At 65.1% G+C, this 18434-nt stretch carries 19 protein-coding genes and 1 tRNA gene; 15 read left to right on the forward strand and 5 right to left on the reverse strand.

The window, feature by feature from the left end; genetic code table 11:
- The first annotated feature begins 6 nt into the window (after window positions 1–6).
- Window positions 7–552, forward strand: coding sequence for a carboxymuconolactone decarboxylase family protein (locus RX327_RS01465; protein WP_050383562.1), 546 nt, complete (start codon window positions 7–9; stop codon window positions 550–552).
- A 543-nt stretch (window positions 553–1095) separates the two neighbouring features.
- Here the strand turns inward: RX327_RS01465 and RX327_RS01470 are convergent.
- Complete coding sequence (locus tag RX327_RS01470; RefSeq protein ID WP_317249244.1) at window positions 1096–2157, reverse strand: polysaccharide deacetylase family protein; 1062 nt, start codon at window positions 2155–2157, stop codon at window positions 1096–1098.
- A gap of 311 nt (window positions 2158–2468) precedes the next feature.
- Between RX327_RS01470 and RX327_RS01475 the strand changes: the two genes are divergently transcribed.
- The gene (locus tag RX327_RS01475) at window positions 2469–2684 is read left to right on the forward strand and encodes a cysteine rich repeat-containing protein (protein WP_016842076.1); all 216 of its coding nucleotides are present in this window, start codon (window positions 2469–2471) and stop codon (window positions 2682–2684) included.
- Window positions 2685–2741: 57 nt separating this feature from the next.
- Here the strand turns inward: RX327_RS01475 and RX327_RS01480 are convergent, their stop codons facing one another.
- On the reverse strand, window positions 2742–4418 hold the full coding sequence (locus RX327_RS01480) for an MFS transporter (RefSeq protein WP_317249245.1): 1677 nt from the start codon (window positions 4416–4418) through the stop codon (window positions 2742–2744).
- 185 nt (window positions 4419–4603) lie between these two features.
- Here RX327_RS01480 and RX327_RS01485 point away from each other — a divergent pair, with 185 nt between their 5' ends.
- The 7 genes from RX327_RS01485 to RX327_RS01515 all read left to right on the forward strand — a co-directional run bounded on the left by RX327_RS01485 (window position 4604) and on the right by RX327_RS01515 (window position 12458).
- Entirely contained in the window at window positions 4604–5968 is a 1365-nt protein-coding gene (locus tag RX327_RS01485; protein ID WP_317249246.1) for a hydrolase, read from the forward strand.
- Window positions 5969–6051: 83 nt separating this feature from the next.
- The gene (locus RX327_RS01490) at window positions 6052–7437 is read left to right on the forward strand and encodes a cytochrome P450 (RefSeq protein ID WP_317249247.1); all 1386 of its coding nucleotides are present in this window, start codon (window positions 6052–6054) and stop codon (window positions 7435–7437) included.
- Between the two features lie 41 nt (window positions 7438–7478).
- Window positions 7479–8888: an adenylate/guanylate cyclase domain-containing protein gene (locus tag RX327_RS01495; protein WP_317249248.1), complete on the forward strand. Its 1410-nt coding sequence runs from the start codon at window positions 7479–7481 to the stop codon at window positions 8886–8888.
- 174 nt (window positions 8889–9062) lie between these two features.
- Window positions 9063–9566: a TerB family tellurite resistance protein gene (locus tag RX327_RS01500; RefSeq protein WP_317249249.1), complete on the forward strand. Its 504-nt coding sequence runs from the start codon at window positions 9063–9065 to the stop codon at window positions 9564–9566.
- A 226-nt stretch (window positions 9567–9792) separates the two neighbouring features.
- Window positions 9793–10572, forward strand: coding sequence for an SDR family oxidoreductase (locus tag RX327_RS01505; RefSeq protein ID WP_317249250.1), 780 nt, complete (start codon window positions 9793–9795; stop codon window positions 10570–10572).
- Between the two features lie 144 nt (window positions 10573–10716).
- The gene (locus RX327_RS01510) at window positions 10717–11532 is read left to right on the forward strand and encodes a glutamine amidotransferase (protein WP_317249251.1); all 816 of its coding nucleotides are present in this window, start codon (window positions 10717–10719) and stop codon (window positions 11530–11532) included.
- Window positions 11533–11648: 116 nt separating this feature from the next.
- Window positions 11649–12458, forward strand: coding sequence for an enoyl-CoA hydratase (locus RX327_RS01515; RefSeq protein ID WP_317249252.1), 810 nt, complete (start codon window positions 11649–11651; stop codon window positions 12456–12458).
- A gap of 116 nt (window positions 12459–12574) precedes the next feature.
- On the opposite strand, the gene RX327_RS01520 is transcribed toward RX327_RS01515, so the two are convergent.
- Window positions 12575–12650 (reverse strand) — tRNA-Ala (locus RX327_RS01520).
- Window positions 12651–12947: 297 nt separating this feature from the next.
- Here RX327_RS01520 and RX327_RS01525 point away from each other — a divergent pair.
- From RX327_RS01525 to folD, 3 genes are read left to right on the forward strand one after another with little or no spacing between them, the layout of a single operon-like run.
- Window positions 12948–13238 (forward strand): YggT family protein, encoded by a 291-nt coding sequence (locus RX327_RS01525; protein ID WP_018318966.1) that lies wholly within the window; start codon window positions 12948–12950, stop codon window positions 13236–13238.
- A 21-nt stretch (window positions 13239–13259) separates the two neighbouring features.
- The gene (locus RX327_RS01530; RefSeq protein WP_317249253.1) at window positions 13260–13595 is read left to right on the forward strand and encodes a DUF167 domain-containing protein; all 336 of its coding nucleotides are present in this window, start codon (window positions 13260–13262) and stop codon (window positions 13593–13595) included.
- 1 nt (window position 13596) lies between these two features.
- Window positions 13597–14481 (forward strand): bifunctional methylenetetrahydrofolate dehydrogenase/methenyltetrahydrofolate cyclohydrolase FolD, encoded by an 885-nt coding sequence (gene folD, locus RX327_RS01535; RefSeq protein WP_317249254.1) that lies wholly within the window; start codon window positions 13597–13599, stop codon window positions 14479–14481.
- 161 nt (window positions 14482–14642) lie between these two features.
- Here the strand turns inward: folD and ppa are convergent, their stop codons facing one another.
- Complete coding sequence (gene ppa / locus RX327_RS01540; protein ID WP_317249255.1) at window positions 14643–15173, reverse strand: inorganic diphosphatase; 531 nt, start codon at window positions 15171–15173, stop codon at window positions 14643–14645.
- A gap of 165 nt (window positions 15174–15338) precedes the next feature.
- The gene (locus tag RX327_RS01545) at window positions 15339–15848 is read right to left on the reverse strand and encodes a GNAT family N-acetyltransferase (RefSeq protein WP_317249256.1); all 510 of its coding nucleotides are present in this window, start codon (window positions 15846–15848) and stop codon (window positions 15339–15341) included.
- Window positions 15849–16209: 361 nt separating this feature from the next.
- Between RX327_RS01545 and RX327_RS01550 the strand changes: the two genes are divergently transcribed.
- Genes RX327_RS01550 through RX327_RS01560 form a run of 3 tightly spaced genes read left to right on the forward strand, consistent with a single transcriptional unit; the run spans window position 16210 to window position 18430 of the window.
- Complete coding sequence (locus RX327_RS01550) at window positions 16210–16677, forward strand: DUF2269 domain-containing protein (RefSeq protein WP_317249257.1); 468 nt, start codon at window positions 16210–16212, stop codon at window positions 16675–16677.
- A gap of 17 nt (window positions 16678–16694) precedes the next feature.
- The gene (locus tag RX327_RS01555) at window positions 16695–18023 is read left to right on the forward strand and encodes an SDR family oxidoreductase (RefSeq protein WP_317249258.1); all 1329 of its coding nucleotides are present in this window, start codon (window positions 16695–16697) and stop codon (window positions 18021–18023) included.
- Entirely contained in the window at window positions 18023–18430 is a 408-nt protein-coding gene (locus RX327_RS01560) for a thiol-disulfide oxidoreductase DCC family protein (protein WP_317249259.1), read from the forward strand. The genes RX327_RS01555 and RX327_RS01560 overlap by 1 nt, the downstream gene beginning before the upstream one ends.
- Window positions 18431–18434 lie beyond the last annotated feature (4 nt).

Here is an 18434-nt window from a genome sequence, read left to right on the forward strand (position 1 = left end):
TTGCTGATGGCTCGAACTGCATTGCCAACGCCGGCTCAGATGCCGGCAGATTCGAAACCGACTCTCGATGGGTTCACCAGGAACATCGGATTCACTCCGAATATGATGGCGACCTTCGCGCTGAGCCCGATCGCGTTCAACGCATGGGCCACCCTGCTCAGCTCTTTGAGCAAGGCGCTTGACGTGAAGACGCGTGACAGCATCGGCCTCGCTGTCTCCGAAGTGAATGGGTGCAACGACTGCCTGACGGTTCACAGCTTTACGGCCGAGCATATGGCCAAGCTGCCGGCTAATGAAATCATTCTCGCTCGGAAGGGTCATGCCAGTGATCCGAAGCGGGACGCCGCTCTCCAGTTTGCGCGCAAAGTCATCACGACCCGCGGCAAGGTCGGTGACGCCGATATGAAAGCCGTCCGGGACGCCGGCTACACGGATGCGAACATCATGGAGATCGTCGCGTTAGTGGCCATGTACTCCCTGACGAACTTTTTCAACAACGTGTTCGATCCCGAGCAGGATTTTCCCGCCGTCGCGCCGGCTGGCTCGATCTGAGCTCTATCCGATCGCATCGCGTTTTTCGAAGATGGTTGGAGATTTCATGTGATGCGAGCGTAAGACGGGACAATTCGTCTCGGCCGATCCGAACGCCCGCTACGCCCGCGCCGGGGAGAGGGGAGCATGCGCCTCGCCGGCACAATCGAACGACTCGGTCAACGTCCCGATGCTCCGGATCCGAACCACGAATGGAAACAAGCCGGTAGATGCTGCGTCGGGGGCTCAAGCCTTCGCCGTCCTGCAAAGGGGGGGCTCCAGAGGGCTATTGAGTAGAGATAGTTCTCATCTTCACCCGGCGCGGCGCACCAGCCCTCAAGCGGTCAGCCCGGAGACGGCGGCCGCCGGCTCCTTTGCATGGGGTTGTTTTCGATATTTTGGTGGGCCGCAGCCGCCGGGCGCGATGGTGCCACTCTCGAAGGGGCACAGGCGTTCAACGTCGTCCGGCCGTGTCGGGCCAGCGGAAGGTGGTTGCGGTCAGAAAGCGAAAGCGCCCCTGGATCTGATCCAGGGGCGCTTTGCGTTGAGAGTGCGTTCGCTGCGTTACTCGGCGACCGTCTGCACGACGTTGCCGATCGGCCGGCCCGTTGCGATCGGCTTCTCGGTCTTCGCCATCATCGCGTCGTATTCGGGCAGCGTCTCGAGCTGGGTCTTGGCCTTCATCCAGACCACCTTGTAGCCGCCGGCCTTCAGCTTGCGGAGCAGCGTCGGCAGCGCCTGTGCGGTGTGCTTCTGGAGGTCGTGCATCAGGATGATGCCCTTGTGCTCCTTGTCGAGCTTGGTCATCACATTGTTGATCACCTCGTCCGCGCTCTTGGACTTGAAGTCGTTGGAGTCGACGTCGACCGAGAACATCGCGATGTTGCGGGTGCCGAGATAGGCCGTCGTCGCCGGGGTGTGCGCCAGCGCCGGGAAGCGGAAGAACGGCGCGGGATTACTGCCCAGCGCCAGCTTTACCGCACTGAAACCCTTCTCGATCTCGTCCTTGGCCTGCTGCTCGGTCAGCTTCTTGCTGGCGAGATGCGCATGCGACCAGGTATGGGCGCCGATGGTGTGGCCGGCGGCGGCGACCTGGCGCAGGATGTCCGGGTGATAGGTGGTGTGCAGGCCGATCGGGAAGAACACCGCCTTGGTGCATTCATCGGCGAGCGCCTTCAGCACGGCGGGCGTGTTGACCGGCCACGGGCCGTCGTCGAAGGTCAGCACGACCTCCTTGTCGGTGAGGAAGTCATACTGCTTGTACTGCAGGAAACCGAAGCCCGGGCCGCCATTGGTGTCGACCACGACGGTGCGGCTGATGCCGAGCGCATCGGGGTTGGCGCATTTGGGCGCGGCCGCGACGGGGGCCGGCATCGGAGCCGGAGCAGGCGTGGCGGCCGGTGCCGCGGCCTGGGTAGCATCGGCGCGCTTCGACAGCGCGGCGGTCGTCTCGACATCGTCCTTGGCGGCCTGTTTTGCCGCCGCAGGCAGCGGAACGGCCTTGGCCGCAGCCGTGGTTTGCGGAGGAGCCGCGTCGGCACGCGGCGAGGAGGTCCAGAACCACACGGCGGCGATCACGACCGCCGCAACTACACTGGCCAGCATCAGGCCCAACGCATTACGCATCGCTACACACTCTCTCGGAACTTAAGGATACGCCACAGCCGTAACGAGCGATTAATGCCAACAAGGTCTTAACGCGATCCCAACAAGGCGCCGGAAGGACAAGAAAAAGCGGGTCTTACCCATGCGTGATGACCGTCACAGTCGGTTTCAAGCTTCTTCGCGGCATGGAAACGCTATAGAACCGGCGTCGCATTCCCTGGAGCCGTTTCCGCTGCGATGAAATCGGAACGCGGCTCCGGATTCCCTATTTGACGCGTTTTCTTCACGCGAACCGGCACCCCTTCGCGGAAACGCTAGAGAGGCTTTGAGAGATGACCCGATTTCTGTTTGCCGTCGTGCCGCTTGTTTTGTTGACGTCGGCCGCCTCGGCACAGCAGCAGGGGCGCGATGCCTGCTCGCGCGATGCCTCGCGGTTCTGCCGCGCCCATCTCAGCGAGGGCGATCAGGTCGTGCTGGCGTGTCTGAAGGAGCATCGCAGCCGCCTCAGCAAGGCCTGCCAGCAGACGCTCGCCGATCACGGGCAGTAAATTCAATCGTCGTCATTCCGGGTTCATGCTTCGCATGCCCCGGAATGACGACACGGCCTACGTACTGCTCCCCGCCGCGGTCGCGACCACCGGGATCACCTCCTTGGCGGCGCGGTCCGGCGTCTCGTCCTTCCAGCGCACCGAACCGAACGGGCGCTCGAGCATGCGGCGGATACGCACCGGCTCGGAGCCGATGTGGAAATCGATCGCCTGCTGATGCAGCGCGCGTTCGGACTGGGTCGAGCGGTTGCGCTGGCGCAGGTAATCGAACCAGGTCGGGCAGTGATAGCGCTCGGTCCATAATTCGGGATCGGCAATGTCGCGCGCGATCGACCAGCCATAGGCGCCGTTGCGCTGTCGCGAGAGCTGCACGTCCTGCATCACGTTGTGGAACGCGCGCGCGTTCTCCTGGGCGACCCGGTATTCGATCTCGACCACCAGCGGTCCGCTGCGTCCGGTCAGCGAGAGCTTCACCTCGGGATCGGCCAGCACGTCCGCATCCTCGTTGCGCGCGCCGACGCGCGGCATCGTGAGCCAGATGCCGAGCAACGGCGAGATCAGCATCAGACCAGCGGAGATCAGCAGCGCCATCTCGACGCCGCCGACGTCCGTGATGCGGCCCCAGCCCCAGGCGCCGATCGCGATGCCGCCGGAAATCGAGGCCTGGAACGCCGCGAGCGAGCGGCCCGCGACCCAGCGCGGCGCCGACAGCTGCACGCCGATGTTGAACAGCGCGATCGCAGCCATCCAGACCGCTCCGGCCAGCACCAGCGCGGCGGCGGTGATCACCGGCTGCTTGCTCACGGCAACCGCGGCGATCGCCGCGCCCATCGTCAACGCACAGACCCGTATGGCGGCTTCGCCGCTGAGCCGGCTGCGAATCTCGCTGATGTTGAGTGCGCCGATCACCGCGCCCATGCCGAAGGCGCCCAGCATGATGCCGTAGGTCTGCGCGCCGCCATGCAGGAGGTCGCGCGCGACCAGCGGCATCAGCGCCATCACGGCGCCGCCGATCAGGCCCATCACCAGCGTGCGCAACAGCACGATCTTGATCGGCGGCGAATTGGTGATGTAGCGCACGCCCGAGACCATGGCGCGGTTGAGCCGCTCGCGCGGCAGCCGCGACGGCTCGCTGACGCGATTCCACAGGAACAGTACGACGAGCAGCGGCAGATACAGTACGGCATTGGCGGCGAAGGCGGCCACGGCGCCCGCGGACGCCACCACGATGCCGCCGACCGCAGGACCGAAGCTGCGCGCGATGTTGTAGCTGATGCCGTTGAGCGCCACCGCGGACGCCAATGCCTCGGGCGGCACCTGTTCGCTGACCGAGGACTGCCAGGCCGGGCCGAACAGCGCATTGCCGCTGCCGACGACGAAGCACAGCGCGAGCAGGATGTTCGGCGTTACCAGATTGAGCCAGGCCAGCACGGTCAGGATGGTGGCGCCGGTCAGCGCAATCGACAGCGAGACCAGGGTGACGATGCGGCGGTCATACATGTCGGCGATGGCGCCGGCGGGCATCGAGATCAACATGATCGGGAGCATCAGTGCGGTCTGCACCAGCGCCACCTTGTCGGCCGAGGCGGCCATCTGCGTCATCGCCCAGGCCGCGCCTACGCCCTGGATCAGGAGGCCGAGATTGGAGAGCAGGCTGGCGAGCCAGATGCGCCGGAAGATTGAATGCCGCAACGGTGCAGTGATACTGTCGGAGCGATCACGCGGTTCGGTCATATCCTGTTCCGGTTGGCCTGCTATGGCGTGTTGGACGATTCCGGCTGCACCAACTGATGCCCGCGAAACGCGTGTCCTGTCCAGCGATTACGGCATTCTTGGCGGCGATAGGACACAGCTAAAGCTCTGAAAGACCTCAGGAAGGCTTCGGAGTAGGCTTGGGGAAGGCTCGGGGAGGGGGACCAATGGCGCTGTCGCGGCGGAGAGTTTTGCAAGGGGCGGGCGCCCTGTCCCTGCTGGCCGGCCGCCTCGCCCCGGCCTTGGCGCAGTCTGCTCAGCCGGCGCTCGCCGGCGACACCCCGCCGATCCTGTTCGTTCACGGCAATGGCGATTACGACGCGCTCTGGATGACGACCTTGTGGCGGATGGAATCAAACGGCATCGCCCGCGAGCGCATGATGGCGATCAATTTCACCGATCCCCTGGCGCGCAGCGATGACAAGGTCGAGCAGGCGAGCCGCTCCTCGACCGAGGACCAGCGCCGCGAGCTCGCCGCTGCCATCGCGGATCTGAAGCGCCGGACCGGTGCGGCGCGGGTGGCCCTGGTCGGCAGCTCGCGCGGCGGCTATGCGATCCGCAATTACATCAAGAATGGCGGCGGCGACATCAGCCACGCAGTGCTGTGCGGCACGCCCAATCACGGTGTGTATGCGTGGGATGACGGGCTCGGCAACGAGTTCAACGGGCGCGGTCCGTTCCTGCGCGGGCTGAACGATGGCGACAGCGAAGTGACCGCTGGCACCCTGTTCTTGACGCTGCGCAGCGACGGCCTCGACAAATATGCGCAAGCCGACGGGCGCTTCGTCGGCAAGCCGGGCACGCCGACCAACGTCACGACGGAAGGCCCGGCGCTGAAGGGCGCGACCAATCTGGTGCTCGGCGCGGTCGATCATCGCGAGACCGCCTTTCATCCGCGCGCCTTTCGCGAGATCTACAAATTCATCGCAAGGCACGAGCCGTCGCGGATCGAGATCGTGCCGGAGACGGCGGTGAGGCTGAGCGGCCTCGTCACGGGCACGCCCGGCGGCGTGCCGACCAATCGACCGGTGCCGGGGGCTACGGTCGACATCTATCGTGTCGCGGCGGAGACCGGCGAGCGCATTGGTGGCCCGCTGCACAGCTCGCAGACCGGCGCCGACGGCCGCTGGGGTCCGGCGCAGGTCGACCCGTCGTGGCCGCTCGAATTCGTGCTGACGGCGCCTGGTGCGGCGACGACGCACATCTATCGCTCGCCGTTTGTGCGCTCGTCCGAGATCGTGCATCTGCGCGCGGCGCGGCCGCTGGGGCCGGCCGATGCCGGCGCAGGCGCGGTCGTGCTGATGTCGCGGCCGCGCGGCTATTTCGGCCTGCCGCGCGATATCGTGCTGTTCGACGGCAAGGAGCCGGCCGATGTAAAACCCGGCGTGCCGACGGATTCGGTGACGACGCTGCGGCTGGCCGCGGCCGATCTCGGCCGTCCGGTCGCCGCGATCTTCAACGGGGAACGCATGATGATGCGGGCCTGGCCGGCATCGGAAAATCGGATTGCGGTCGCCGAGCTGACTTATTAGGTCTGGTGGAGGGTCCGCGCGCCGTCTTGGCGCCGGGATCGCATGGCCGGATCGGCCGTTGCGTGAGGCAGGAAGCGAGGACCATGAGCATAGCCGAAGTCTACGATATCACGGTCACGCGACGTCCCCTGGTCCCGCCGGCGCCGCCGCGCGCGCCCGCCGACATGGGCGCGTTCCAGCGGATGCGGGTGATGCGCAACTCGCCGATCGAGACCTGGGGCCAGCGCGCCTATGAGGACGACATCGTCCAGGGCCGCTTCCTCAACCACTCGAGCTTCATCCTCAACACGCCGGATGCGATCCGCCACGTGCTGGTCGACAATTACGAGAACTACACCCGCACGCCGGCCGGCCTTCGCGTGCTGCGTCCGATGCTGGGCGAGGGGCTATTGATCGCCGAAGGGCGTGCGTGGAAACACCAGCGCCGCACGCTGGCGCCGGCGTTCACGCCGCGCGCCGTGACGACGCTGGTGCCTTACATGATTGCGGCGGTCGACGAGACCATCGCCAAGCTGAAGTCGGCGAGTGGCGGCCCGGTCGATCTGCGCGAGGCGATGCAGCGGATGACGCTGGAGATCGCCGGCCGCACCATGTTCTCGTTCGGCATGGATCGCCACGGCGCCGCGCTGCGCGATTTCGTGATGGAGTATGGCGATACGCTGGCGCGGCCGCACATGCTCGATCTGGTGCTGCCGTTGAACTGGCCGACGCCGCAGGATTTCCGCCGCGCCCGTTTCCGCAAGCGCTGGACCGCGTTCGTCGGCATGCTGATGGCCGAGCGACGTGCGGCCGGCAAGGATGACAACGCGCCGGCCCGCGACCTGTTCGACCTGATGGGCGCCGCGCGTGATCCTGAAACCGGCGAGGCCTTCACCGATGCCCAGCTCGTCGACGAGGTCGCGACCATGATCCTCGCCGGTCACGAGACCACGGCGACGGCGCTGTTCTGGGCGCTCTATCTGCTCGCGCTCGATCCCCTAACTCAGGAACAGCTGGCGGCAGAAGTCACGAGCGCGGCGACGTCTGGCGCGCTCGACATCGAGCGGCTGAAATTCACCCGCGCGGTGATCGACGAAACCATGCGGCTTTATCCGCCGGCGTTCCTGATTGCGCGTGCGGCGGGCGGTCCCGATACCATCGCGGGCCGTCCGGTCAGGAAGCGTGACGTAATCCTGATCGCGCCGTGGCTGTTGCACCGGCACGAGAAGCTGTGGCGCGATCCGAACGCGTTCGTGCCGTCGCGTTTCATGACGGGAACGCCGCCCGATCGGTTCGCCTATCTGCCGTTCGGCGTCGGCGCGCGGGTCTGCATCGGTGCGCATTTTGCGCTGGTCGAGGCGACGCTCGCGCTTGCGAAGATCATCGGCGCGTTCCGCGTCGCGCTGGCGGACAAGGATCCGGTGCTGCCGGTCGGCGTGGTGACGACACAGCCGAACCGTTCCCCGGTGTTTACGATCAAGCCGCGCTGATCTTGCGCGGCGGTGTCCCAATGCTCATCTAGGGGCTCACCATGAGCGATACGCAGGCCCATTTCGCAGTCCTCAGGCAGACGACCGATCCGGCCGTGGTCGATGCCATGCAGCAGCTGATCGCCAACGGTCACGATCGCGATCTCAACCGGATCAATGCGCTGGATTTTGCCAACCGTACCGGGCTCGACCAGGAGAAGGTCATTTCCGGCTTCCTGCACGCTTCGCGGCTCGGCCTGTTCGACATGAGCTGGAACGTGCTGTGTCCCGGCTGCGGAGGTGTGCTCGATGCGCATTCGACGCTGAAATCGTTGCGTCATGACGACTACAATTGCGCGCTCTGCGCCGCCGGATACGAGGCCTCGGTAGACGAGATGGTCGAGGTGGCCTTCACCGTCAGTCCGCGGGTCCGCCGCATCGGTGCTCATGACCCCGACACGTTGCCGATCTGGGAATATGTGCGGCAGATGTTCTGGAGCTCAGGCGTCGACATCAACGAAGATTCGCTGGAGCGCCTGCTCAAGGAGGTGACGCTGGAATCGCTGGAATTGCCCGCCGGCGAAAAGGCGCTGCTGTCGCTGCAATTGCCGAAGCAGTTCCTGATCGTGTTCGAGCCGGTGACGCACTCGGCGCATTTCTTCGACGTGCAGGGCGAGCCGACCACCGAGCGCCAGCAGTTCTCGATCGTGTTCAACAAGCTGCAGGCGCCGACCGGCACCACGGTGCTGCGGCCGGGGCCGCTGCGGCTGTCGCTGGACAACCAGACCGACACCCGCGTGCTGCCCGCTGTTTGGGTAGCGGCCGATGCGCTGCACGAGATGATCGGCAAGCGCAAGCCGATCCTGACGGCCAAGCGGATGCTGTCCAACCAAACGTTCCGCGACGTCTTCAAGGCCGACAACCTCAATGTCGACCAGCGGCTGAAGATCACGTCCCTGACGTTCCTGTTCACCGACCTGAAGGGCTCGACAGCGCTGTATGAGCGGGTCGGCGACCTCAACGCCTTCGATCTCGTGCGGGCGCACTTTCGCGCGCTGCTGGAGATCATCGCCGCCGAGAAGGGGGCGGTCGTGAAGACGATCGGCGATGCCGTGATGGCGACCTTCGTCAGGCCCGAGCATGCATTGTCGGCGGGCCTGCGCATGCGGGCGGCGATGAAGCAGCTCAACACCGAGCGCGGCAAGGAAGATCTGATCGTCAAGATCGGCATCCATGAAGGTCCCTGCCTCGCGGTCATGCTCAACGAGCGGCAGGATTATTTCGGCCAGACCGTCAACATCGCCGCGCGCGTGCAGAGCCTGTCGACCGCGCAGGAGATCCATTTGACCCAGCCGGTGATGGAATCGGCTGAGGTCGCGGGCATCCTCGATCGCGCCGCGATCAAGCCGATCCAGAAGGAAGCGGCACTGCGTGGCATTGCCGACAAGCTCGTGGTGTACGAGATACCGTAGTCATATTGCTGAAACGTAATGCTTGCCGAAACGTAATGTCGCAGCGGGAACCTGCGCGGATTGCACCGGTTCTGTTTCCACGCCATATAGATTTCAACGGAGCATGATCCGGACATGCGTGTAGCCGGAAAGATCACGCTCAAATCAGGCAGGCTTCATTCCACAGAGAGAACGATGCTCGACGGACTTCGCCAATTCATTGCCGATATCGTTTCCCCCGACGCCCAGGCCGACCGCACCTTCGATGACGGCGACTATCGCCTGGCGGCGACCGCGCTGCTGGTGCATGTCGTCTCGCTGGACGGCGAGCCGACGCCGGCCGAGACGCGCAAGCTGCACGGCCTGATCGAGAGCCGTTTCCAGCTCGACCGCGGCGCGGCCGACAAGTTGATCGCCTCTGCCATGCGTGTCGAGGGCGAGGCGGTGGACCTCTATCACTTCACCAGCGTCATCATGCGCTCGCTCGACGAAGAGGGCCGCAAGCGCATCGTCCGGATGATGTGGGAGCTGGTCTATGCCGACGGCCAAGTCAGCGAGTTCGAAGACAATGTCGTCTGGCGTGCTTCCGACCTGCTCGGGATTTCCCAGCGCGACCGGATCGAGCTGAAGCATCGGGTCGCCGAGAAGCAGGCGGCGCTACCAAAGGGCCCCTGGGGCACCGCGGACGCCGCAATCTGACGCGATTGCCCGCGCCGGCGGAGGCATCGTCACCGGTATCAGGGATGACGAAATTTTAATGTCCGCCGCGATTGTGGGCGATCCGACTGAAAATCTGGCGTTTCATCACAAAACCAGTGCCTCGCGACTGTCCACAAGCTTACACACGGCTTGCGTCCCACCGCATGCCTATGCTCTCGTCGCCTTGTTGGGGACCTCACTAGAATTTGCAGTAAGAGTTTGAAACGTGACCGAGCGTGTGACGCTGATAACCGGGGCATCGGCGGGCATAGGCACCGAACTGGCGCGCGTGTTTGCATCGAATGGTCACCGTGTGGCGCTGGTGGCGCGTCGCGCCGACCGCCTGAAGGCGCTCGCCGACGAGCTCGGGGCCAAGGGCGGCGCAGCGCCGATTGTGATCCCCTGTGATCTCCAGCACGCCGATGCGGGCGACCGGATCGCGCAGGCCCTGACCGACGCCGGGGTCGAGGTCGAGTTTCTCGTCAATAATGCCGGCTTCGGCGTGTTCGGCGATGCCATCGAGCGCGATCGCGTCGAGCAGCTCGGCATCGTCGATGTCAACATCCGGGCCCTGACGGATCTGTCGCTGCGCTTTGCCGATCAGCTGATCAGGAACAAGGGCGGTCTTCTCAATGTCGGCTCCGTCGCCGGCTTTCTGCCCGGTCCCGGCATGGCCGTGTACTACGCCAGCAAGGCTTATGTGCTGTCGTTTACCGAGGCGTTGCGCTGTGAGCTGGCGCCGCAGGGCGTGCGTGTCACCGTGGTTTGCCCGGGCCCGGTACCGTCGGAGTTTCAGGATCGCGCCGGGTTTGCCCCTGGATTCGATTCCGCCATCCTCAACGTTTCGCCGGAAGAGGTGGCCCGCCAGGCCTATAGCGGGTTGATGGCCAACAAGCGCGCGGTGCTGCCTGGCGCCTTCATCAAGCTGGTGCCGTTCCTGCTCCGGCTGTTTCCGCGCTCCTTTATCCTGACGGCGGTCGGCGGATTTCAGCTCCGCAAGCGCTAGCTGTCCCTGAAAAGCCCCACTCGTCGCCGCTAAGACTGTTTCTGGCCCGCGATTTGCTTCGCCTGGGTGTGCGCAAACTCACACGATGTTAACGACCACTTAGCTATGATCGCGCCTTACGTGCCGAAACTTTAAGCAGAGGCAATGTCGTTCCGGTCTGACCAGAGCCGTGTCGTGGTGCCCTTCGCCAGCCGAAGGCCGGCCGCGGTCACGCCCAAGGATCAGATTTTGGATCAGGTGTCGCTGCGGCCGGTGCTGATCGTGCTGCATCAGGAGACGTCGACTCCCGGCCGGATCGGCAACGCCCTGCGCGCGCTGGGCTACCGTCTCGACATCCGCCGCCCGCGCTTCGGCGACGCGCTGCCCGAAACGCTCGACGCGCATGCCGGCGCGGTGATCTTCGGCGGTCCGATGAGCGCCAATGATGGCGACGACTACGTGCGGCGCGAGATCGACTGGATCGCCGTTCCGCTGCGCGAGCAGCGCCCGTTCCTGGGCATCTGCCTCGGCGCGCAGATGCTGGCGCGGCAGCTCGGCGCCAAGGTCGCGCCGCATCCGCAAGGCCGTGTCGAGGTCGGTTATTATCCGGTCAGGCCGACCGAGGCGGGCCGCGCGCTCTGCCCCAACTGGCCGGCGCGGGTCTATCACTGGCACGGCGAGGGATTTCAATTGCCCGCCGGCGCCGACCTGCTCGCGGCAGGCGATGATTTTCCGGTGCAGGCGTTCCGTACCGGCAATGCTTTCGGCGTGCAGTTCCACCCCGATGTGACCTACGCAATGATGCATCGCTGGACCACGCGAGGTTGCGCACGGATGGATTCGCCGGGCGCACAACCGGGCCATCTGCACTTCGCCGAGCGTGCCGTCCACGATGCCGCCGAGCGCGCGTGGCTGAAGCATTTCATCGACGGCTGGATCGCGCGCGTGCCCCAGCGGCAGCTGCTGCAGGCCGCGGAATAGCCGCCACGCGGAATTTCGCGTCGGCTTTTCATTCTCGTGAATGTGTTACTGTCGGCCGCCGCGCGCAGGCCGCATCGCCGCGCGTATCAATAACAACAAGGCACAGGGAGAGCGCCGTGGCCTACGAACACATTCTCTACGAGGTGAGCGACAGGATCGCGACCATCACGCTGAACCGCCCCGACCGCATGAATGCGTGGACGCCGATCATGGAACGCGACGTGCGTCACGCGATGGAAGCGTCAAGTGCCGATGACAATGTCCGCGTCATCGTGCTCACCGGCGCGGGCCGCGGCTTCTGCGCGGGCGCTGACATGGACGCGCTGAAGGGGATCGATCCCAACGAGGTCAGGCGCGGCGAGAACATCCCGTTCGACATGAACCGTCGCGCCGACTGGCAGACGCGCTACGCCTACTACCCCGCAATCAAGAAGCCGGTGATCGCCATGCTCAATGGCGCCACGGCCGGCATCGGACTCGTGCACGCACTCTATTGCGACCTGCGTTTTGCTGCCGACAACACCGTGTTCACGACCGCCTTCGCGCGGCGCGGTCTGATTGCCGAGCACGGCATCAGCTGGATGCTGCCGCGGATCGTCGGCCACGCCAATGCGCTGGACCTGTTGCTCTCGGCGCGGCGCGTATCGAGCGAGGAGGCGTTGCGGATCGGGCTGGTCAACCGGCTCTCTTCGCCGGAGAAGCTGCGCGAGGAGACCTACGCCTATGCGCGCGACCTCGCCGATTTCGTCTCGCCGAGCGCCATGGCCGTCATCAAGCGTCAGCTCTACGAGGTCCCGTTCCAGACGCTTGCCGAGGCGACGATCGAGGCCAACCGGGAGATGATGGTGGCGCTGAACGGGAGTGATTTCAGGGAAGGCGTCGCGAGTTTCGTCGAGAAGCGGCCGCCAAGGTTTACCGGGACGTGATAGGGAGGGGGCTAACGGATAAAGTCTGTCTCCGCCCCTTGGGCTTCGCCGGACACCACGCTTCGCCCTCCAGGCCCCTGCGCGGCTACGCCACGCGTAGCCCGATGGGCGAAGCGTGGTGGAGCCAGGCGGGATCGAACCGCCGACCTCGTCATTGCGAACGACGCGCTCTCCCAGCTGAGCTATGGCCCCTTCGCGGCCGGGTGTTGCTGAGTATCCCGGCCGTCAGTCGGGCGCCATTTACAGTCCCGTCCAAGGTCAAGTCAAGAACGGTGAAAGCGCGGTTTTCAGCCCGTCCCGCCGGGAACTTCCCTTGTTTGCGGGGGGATGAACCGATATCTAGGGCGTGATCCCGACCCGGCGGACCGCCCGAGCGCCCAGTGCATAGCGGTTTTCCGAAACGATCCTGCTCAAACAAGAAGCGCGATGGCGGCTCCGTCCGGTCTCGTTGCGCTTCAATCGGTTGTCTTACCCGCGAGCCCCCCTCCCATGCGTGCCGTTCTCGACATCGTCATCATCGTGCTCGACCTCTACGTCTGGCTGCTGATCGCTTCCGCGATCCTGTCCTGGCTGATCGCCTTCAACGTGGTGAACACCCGCAACCAGTTCGTGTCGGCGGTGGCGGAGTTCCTGTACCGGATCACCGAGCCGGTCCTGGCGCCGATTCGCAATTTCCTGCCCAGTCTCGGCGGCCTCGACATCTCGCCGATCATCCTGATCCTGATCATCATGTTCATCGAGCGGGTGATCCTGTACTACATCTACCCGAACGTGATCTGACCCTTTCTCGACGGGGCCTTGATGGATCCGTGGCGCTATTCCACCGAGGGCATCAGCATCGCGTTGCGGGTGACGCCGCGCGGCGGCCGCGACGACATCGACGGGATCGAGCAACTCTCGGACGGGCGTACGGTGCTCAAGGTGCGGGTGCGCGCCATTGCCGATGGCGGCGAGGCCAACCGTGCGGTGACTGAGCTGCTGGCCAAGGCGCTCGGCGTGCCGAAAGCCAGGGTGAAGCTGTTGTCCGGCGCCACCTCGCGGCTCAAGCAGGTCGCGGTGGACGGCGATCCGAAAGGGCTCGGCGATACATTGAGGAAGCTGACCGCGGCCAAGCCGAACCAGCAGACAAGGGACTGACATGACTGCCCGCATCATCGACGGAAAAGCCATCGCCGCCGAGCTTCGCGCCCGCGTCGCCGACGAGGTCGCCCGCGTCAAGCGCGACCACCAACTCACGCCGGGGCTCGCTGTCGTGCTGGTCGGCCATGATCCCGCGAGCGAGGTCTATGTCCGCAGCAAGCACACCCAGACCCAGGCCGCCGGCATGGCCTCGTTCGAGCACAAGCTGCCGGAGGATGTGTCGCAGGCCGATCTGCTGGCGCTGATCGCTCGGCTCAACCGCGATCCCATGGTGCATGGGATACTGGTGCAGCTGCCGTTGCCGAAGTCGCTGCACACCGAGACCGTCATCAACGCCATCGATCCCGCAAAGGATGTCGATGGCTTGCATCCGAACAATGCCGGCCGGCTCGCCGGCGGCTTCGAGGCGCTGTCGCCCTGCACGCCGCTCGGCTGCATCATCCTGACGAAGAGCGTGCATGCTTCGCTCGAGGGCATGAACGCCATCGTCATTGGCCGCTCCAACCTGGTCGGCCGCCCGCTGGTGCAGCTGCTGTTGAATGAAAATGCCACGGTCACGATCGCGCATTCGCGCTCGCGCGATCTGCCGGGTCTCGTAAGGCGCGCCGACCTCGTCTATGCCGCGGTCGGCCGGCCCGAGATGGTGCGCGGGGATTGGCTGAAGCCGGGCGCGACCGTGATCGACGTCGGCATCAACCGCATCCCGATGCCCGGCGGCAAGCCGAAACTGGTCGGCGATGTCGCGTTCCAGGAAGCCCTCAATGTCGCCGGCGCGATCACACCGGTCCCGGGCGGCGTCGGCCAGATGACGGTGGCGTGCCTGCTGGTGAACACGCTGCGCGCAGCCTGTGCGATCGCAGGGCTGCCGGCGCCGGCGGTGTAGCTCTTACCTCGCCCCGCTTGCGGGGAGAGGTCGGATTGCATCGTCAGATGCAATCCGGGTGAGGGGGTACAAGTCTCTCGACGTTCGCAACTCGTGGAGGGAAACCCCTCACCCCAACCCTCTCCCCGCAAGAGCGGGGTGAGGGAGCCCAGGCAGCGTGCCTATTTTTTCTTCTCGCGCTCGATGCCTTCGAGGATCAGCTTGTGCGCTTCCTCTGCGCCGCCCCAGCGCAGGATCTTCACCCATTTGCCCTTCTCGAGATCCTTGTAGTGCTCGAAGAAGTGCTGGATCTGCTGCAGCGTGATGTCCGGCAAGTCGGAATAGCTCTTCACCTTGTCATAGCGCTGCGTGAGCTTGGACGACGGCACCGCCAGGATCTTCTCGTCGCCGCCGGCTTCGTCTTCCATGAACAGCACGCCGACCGGACGGACGCTCATGACGGCGCCGGGAATGATGGCGCGGGTGTTGATGATCAGGACGTCGCAGGGATCGCCGTCATCCGACAGCGTGTGCGGGATGAAGCCGTAGTTACCGGGGTAACGCATCGGCGTGTAGAGGAAGCGGTCGACCACCAGCGTGCCGGCCTCCTTGTCCATCTCGTACTTGATCGGTTCGCCGCCCACGGGGACCTCGATGATGACATTGACGTCGTGGGGCGGATTTTTTCCGATCGATATGGCGTCGATACGCATGGATTGCTCCGCGTGGCCTCTGGAAGTTGAGAACGATGTGATTTTTTGGTTGGCGCCGCCGGGCCGCGAAACGGCTCCCGGCCCGGCCTTGAGGCCGGGCTGGCCGACGCGTGCAGCGCTGGAGGCTGGTTTAGCCTTGCTGCAGCTGCGAGAGAAGCAGGATTTTCAGTTGGCCCAGGCGAAAGCGACCTTGTCGAGCGACTTGGGGCCAAACCGCTCCGAGGAACGCGCCACCATCCGGCCGCCCAGCGCACGGTAAAACTCGGTCGCCGGCTCGTTGTCGGAGAGCGCCCACACCACCATGCTCTTCAGCCCGCTCTGCATGAGGTCGCGGCGGGCGGCAGCGAACAGGCGGCGGCCGAAGCCGAGACCCTGGAATTCCGGTCGCAGGTAAAGCTCGTAGATCTCGCCGTCGAAATGCAGGCTGCGGGCGCGGTTGCGGCCGTAATTGGCATAGCCCGCGATCTTGTCACCGAACACGAGCACGCTGACGCGGCTGCCCTTGCGGATCGCACTGTCCCACCACTGCGGACCGCGGCGGTTGATCAGCTTTTCCAGCTCGGCGCCGGGAATGATGCCCTGATAGGCCGAGCGCCAGGCTTCGTCATGAGTGGACGCCACCGCAGTTGCATCTGCAGCTTTGGCCGGCCGGACCTCGATCAGGGTTGTGCTCATGCCTGTAATCAAAGCAAGTCGGCGGGCCGCCTTCAAGGTCTATCGTTAATTATCGGTTAACCTGTGGACTTTCTGCATCAGTATGATGAAAACTTGTACCGAAAGAGGACACTCGCCGGGCTCGAGCGACCGATCGCGGATCGGGCGCTGTGCAAAGCCCGGATCGCGGGCGCCGGATGACAATGCCGCAGTTCAGAAAAAGGCTGGCCGCAGCTGATTCGCGGCCGGAATTTTACGAGCGAATCCGGCCGCAGCGCGGGTGCGTTGATCCCTCGCCGCGGTGGATTTTCGCGCCCGACCGGCCTATGGCAGCGGCGGCATCTGTGCGCGCCGACGTTGGCCTGATCATGAGCGGACTGCGATGACGCTCTACTTTCTGATCAAATATCTGCATGTGCTCGGCGCCATCGTCATCCTCGGCACAGGAACCGGCATCGCCTTCTTCATGCTGATGGCGCATCGTACGCAGGATGCGGCGTTCATCGCGCGCACGGCGGCGACCGTGGTGATCGCGGACATGATCTTCACGTTGAGCGCCGTGCTGCTGCAGCCGGTGAGCGGCGGACTGCTGATGCTCGTGTCGGCAACGAGCATCACCGAGCGCTGGCTGGTGGTTTCGCTGGCGCTCTACGCTATCGCCGGCCTGTTCTGGATCCCCGTCGTTTTCATGCAGATCGAGATGCGCGACCTCGCGCAGGCGGCCGTCGAAAAAGGTCTTCCGCTGCCGCCGCGTTATTTTGCGCTGTTTCGCCGCTGGTTCCTGTTCGGTATTCCCGGTTTCGGTTCCGTGATGATCATCCTCTGGCTGATGATCGCGAAACCATTTTAGCGCATGATCCGACTTCCATGAGTGACGACGCATCACACAACATCCTCGTGTTCGGCGCGTCAGGCCTGATCGGGCGCGCCATCACCGACGATCTGAGGGCGCGCGGCTTTCACGTGATCGGGGTCGCGCGGCACTTCACGCCGGCGCGGAAAATGAGCGCGGCCGATCTTGAGCTGCCCATCATGTCGATGGATGCCGCGGCGCTGACGCAGCTGCTTCGCACGCATGAGGTCGATGTCGTGGTGAACTGCCTCGGCGTGCTCCAGGATGGTCCCGGCAGCAGCACGAGCGCGGTGCATCGCGATTTCGTCGCGCGCCTGCTTCAGGCGATCGGCGACAGCCACCGCGCCATCCGTCTCGTCCACATCTCGATTCCCGGTACGGCCGATGCGGATCGCACCGCCTTCGCCACGACCAAGCGCGAGGCCGAGCGCCTGATCGCGGCCTCCGGCATTCCCCATGCCCTCCTGCGGCCCGGCTTCGTGGTTGCACCGTCAGCCTATGGCGGCAGCGCCATGCTCCGCGCGCTTGCGGCGCTGCCGGTCGACCTGCCGGCCGACGAGGCGGCGACGCCGTTCCAGCCGGTCGCAGTCGAGGATATCGCCGCCACCATCGCCTGGCTTGCGGCGCGCGATGTCGCCGATGAAGCGGTGCGATCGGTGACATGGGACCTGATGCAGGAGCAGCCGATTTCGCTCGGCGGCGTCATCGCCCAGTTCCGCCGGTCGTTCGGCACGGCAAAGCATGTCCGGATCGCGACGCCGCCGTTCTTGATCGATCTCGGCGCTCGCCTCGGCGATCTCGCGAGCCGGCTCGGCTGGATGCCGCCGATGCGTTCCACGGCCATCGCCGAGCTGCGCCGCGGCGTCACCGGCGATCCCGCAGGCTGGATGCAGGCGACCGGCATCGTGCCGAAGACGATTATTCAAGCGATTGGCGGGCGCCCCGCCACCATCCAGGACAAATGGTTCGCGCGGCTGTTCCTGGTCAAGGCGCTGATCTTCGCGAGCCTCGTGCTGTTCTGGGTCGCATCCGGCTTCATCGCGCTGGTGATCTCCTATGACGCCGCCGCCGGCATCCTGAGCGCGCACCATTTCCCGCCCGCTTTGGTCGGGCCGGTGACAGTGCTGACCAGCCTGATGGATATGGGCATCGGCGTATTGATCGCCTTCCGCCGGACCGCGGCGATCGGGCTGGTCGCGGGCATCGTCGCCTCGCTCGGCTACATGGTTGGCGCGGCGATCCTCACTCCCCACCTCTGGATCGAGCCGCTCGGCGCGCTGGTGAAGACGGGACCGGCAATCGTGCTGATGCTCGTCGCGCTGCTCATGCTGGACAATCGCTGATGAGCAAGTGGCCCGACGATGACGTGATCCTGTTCGACGGTGTCTGCATCTTCTGCTCGCGCTGGGTCCGCTTCGTCATCGCCCGCGACACGGCACGCCGCTTTCGCTTCACGCCGATCCAGTCCGGCTACGGCACGCGGCTGGCGAAGACCTTCGGCATCGACCCTGACGACCCCGACACCAACGCCGTCGTCCATGGCGGCATCGCCTACATGAAATCCGATGCGGCGCTGACGGTGCTGAGCCATCTGCCCGGCTGGCGCTGGACCCGCACACTGTTCGCGGTCCCCAAGCCGCTGCGCGACGCCGTCTACAGCCTCATCGCCCGCAACCGGTACAAGACCTTCGGGAAATACGAGACGTGTTTTGTGCCCGACGCGGATATGCGGGCGCGGGTGCTGGAGTAAATGC

The sequence above is a fragment of the Bradyrhizobium sp. BEA-2-5 genome (genome assembly GCF_032918025.1).
Taxonomy (GTDB): domain Bacteria; phylum Pseudomonadota; class Alphaproteobacteria; order Rhizobiales; family Xanthobacteraceae; genus Bradyrhizobium; species Bradyrhizobium pachyrhizi.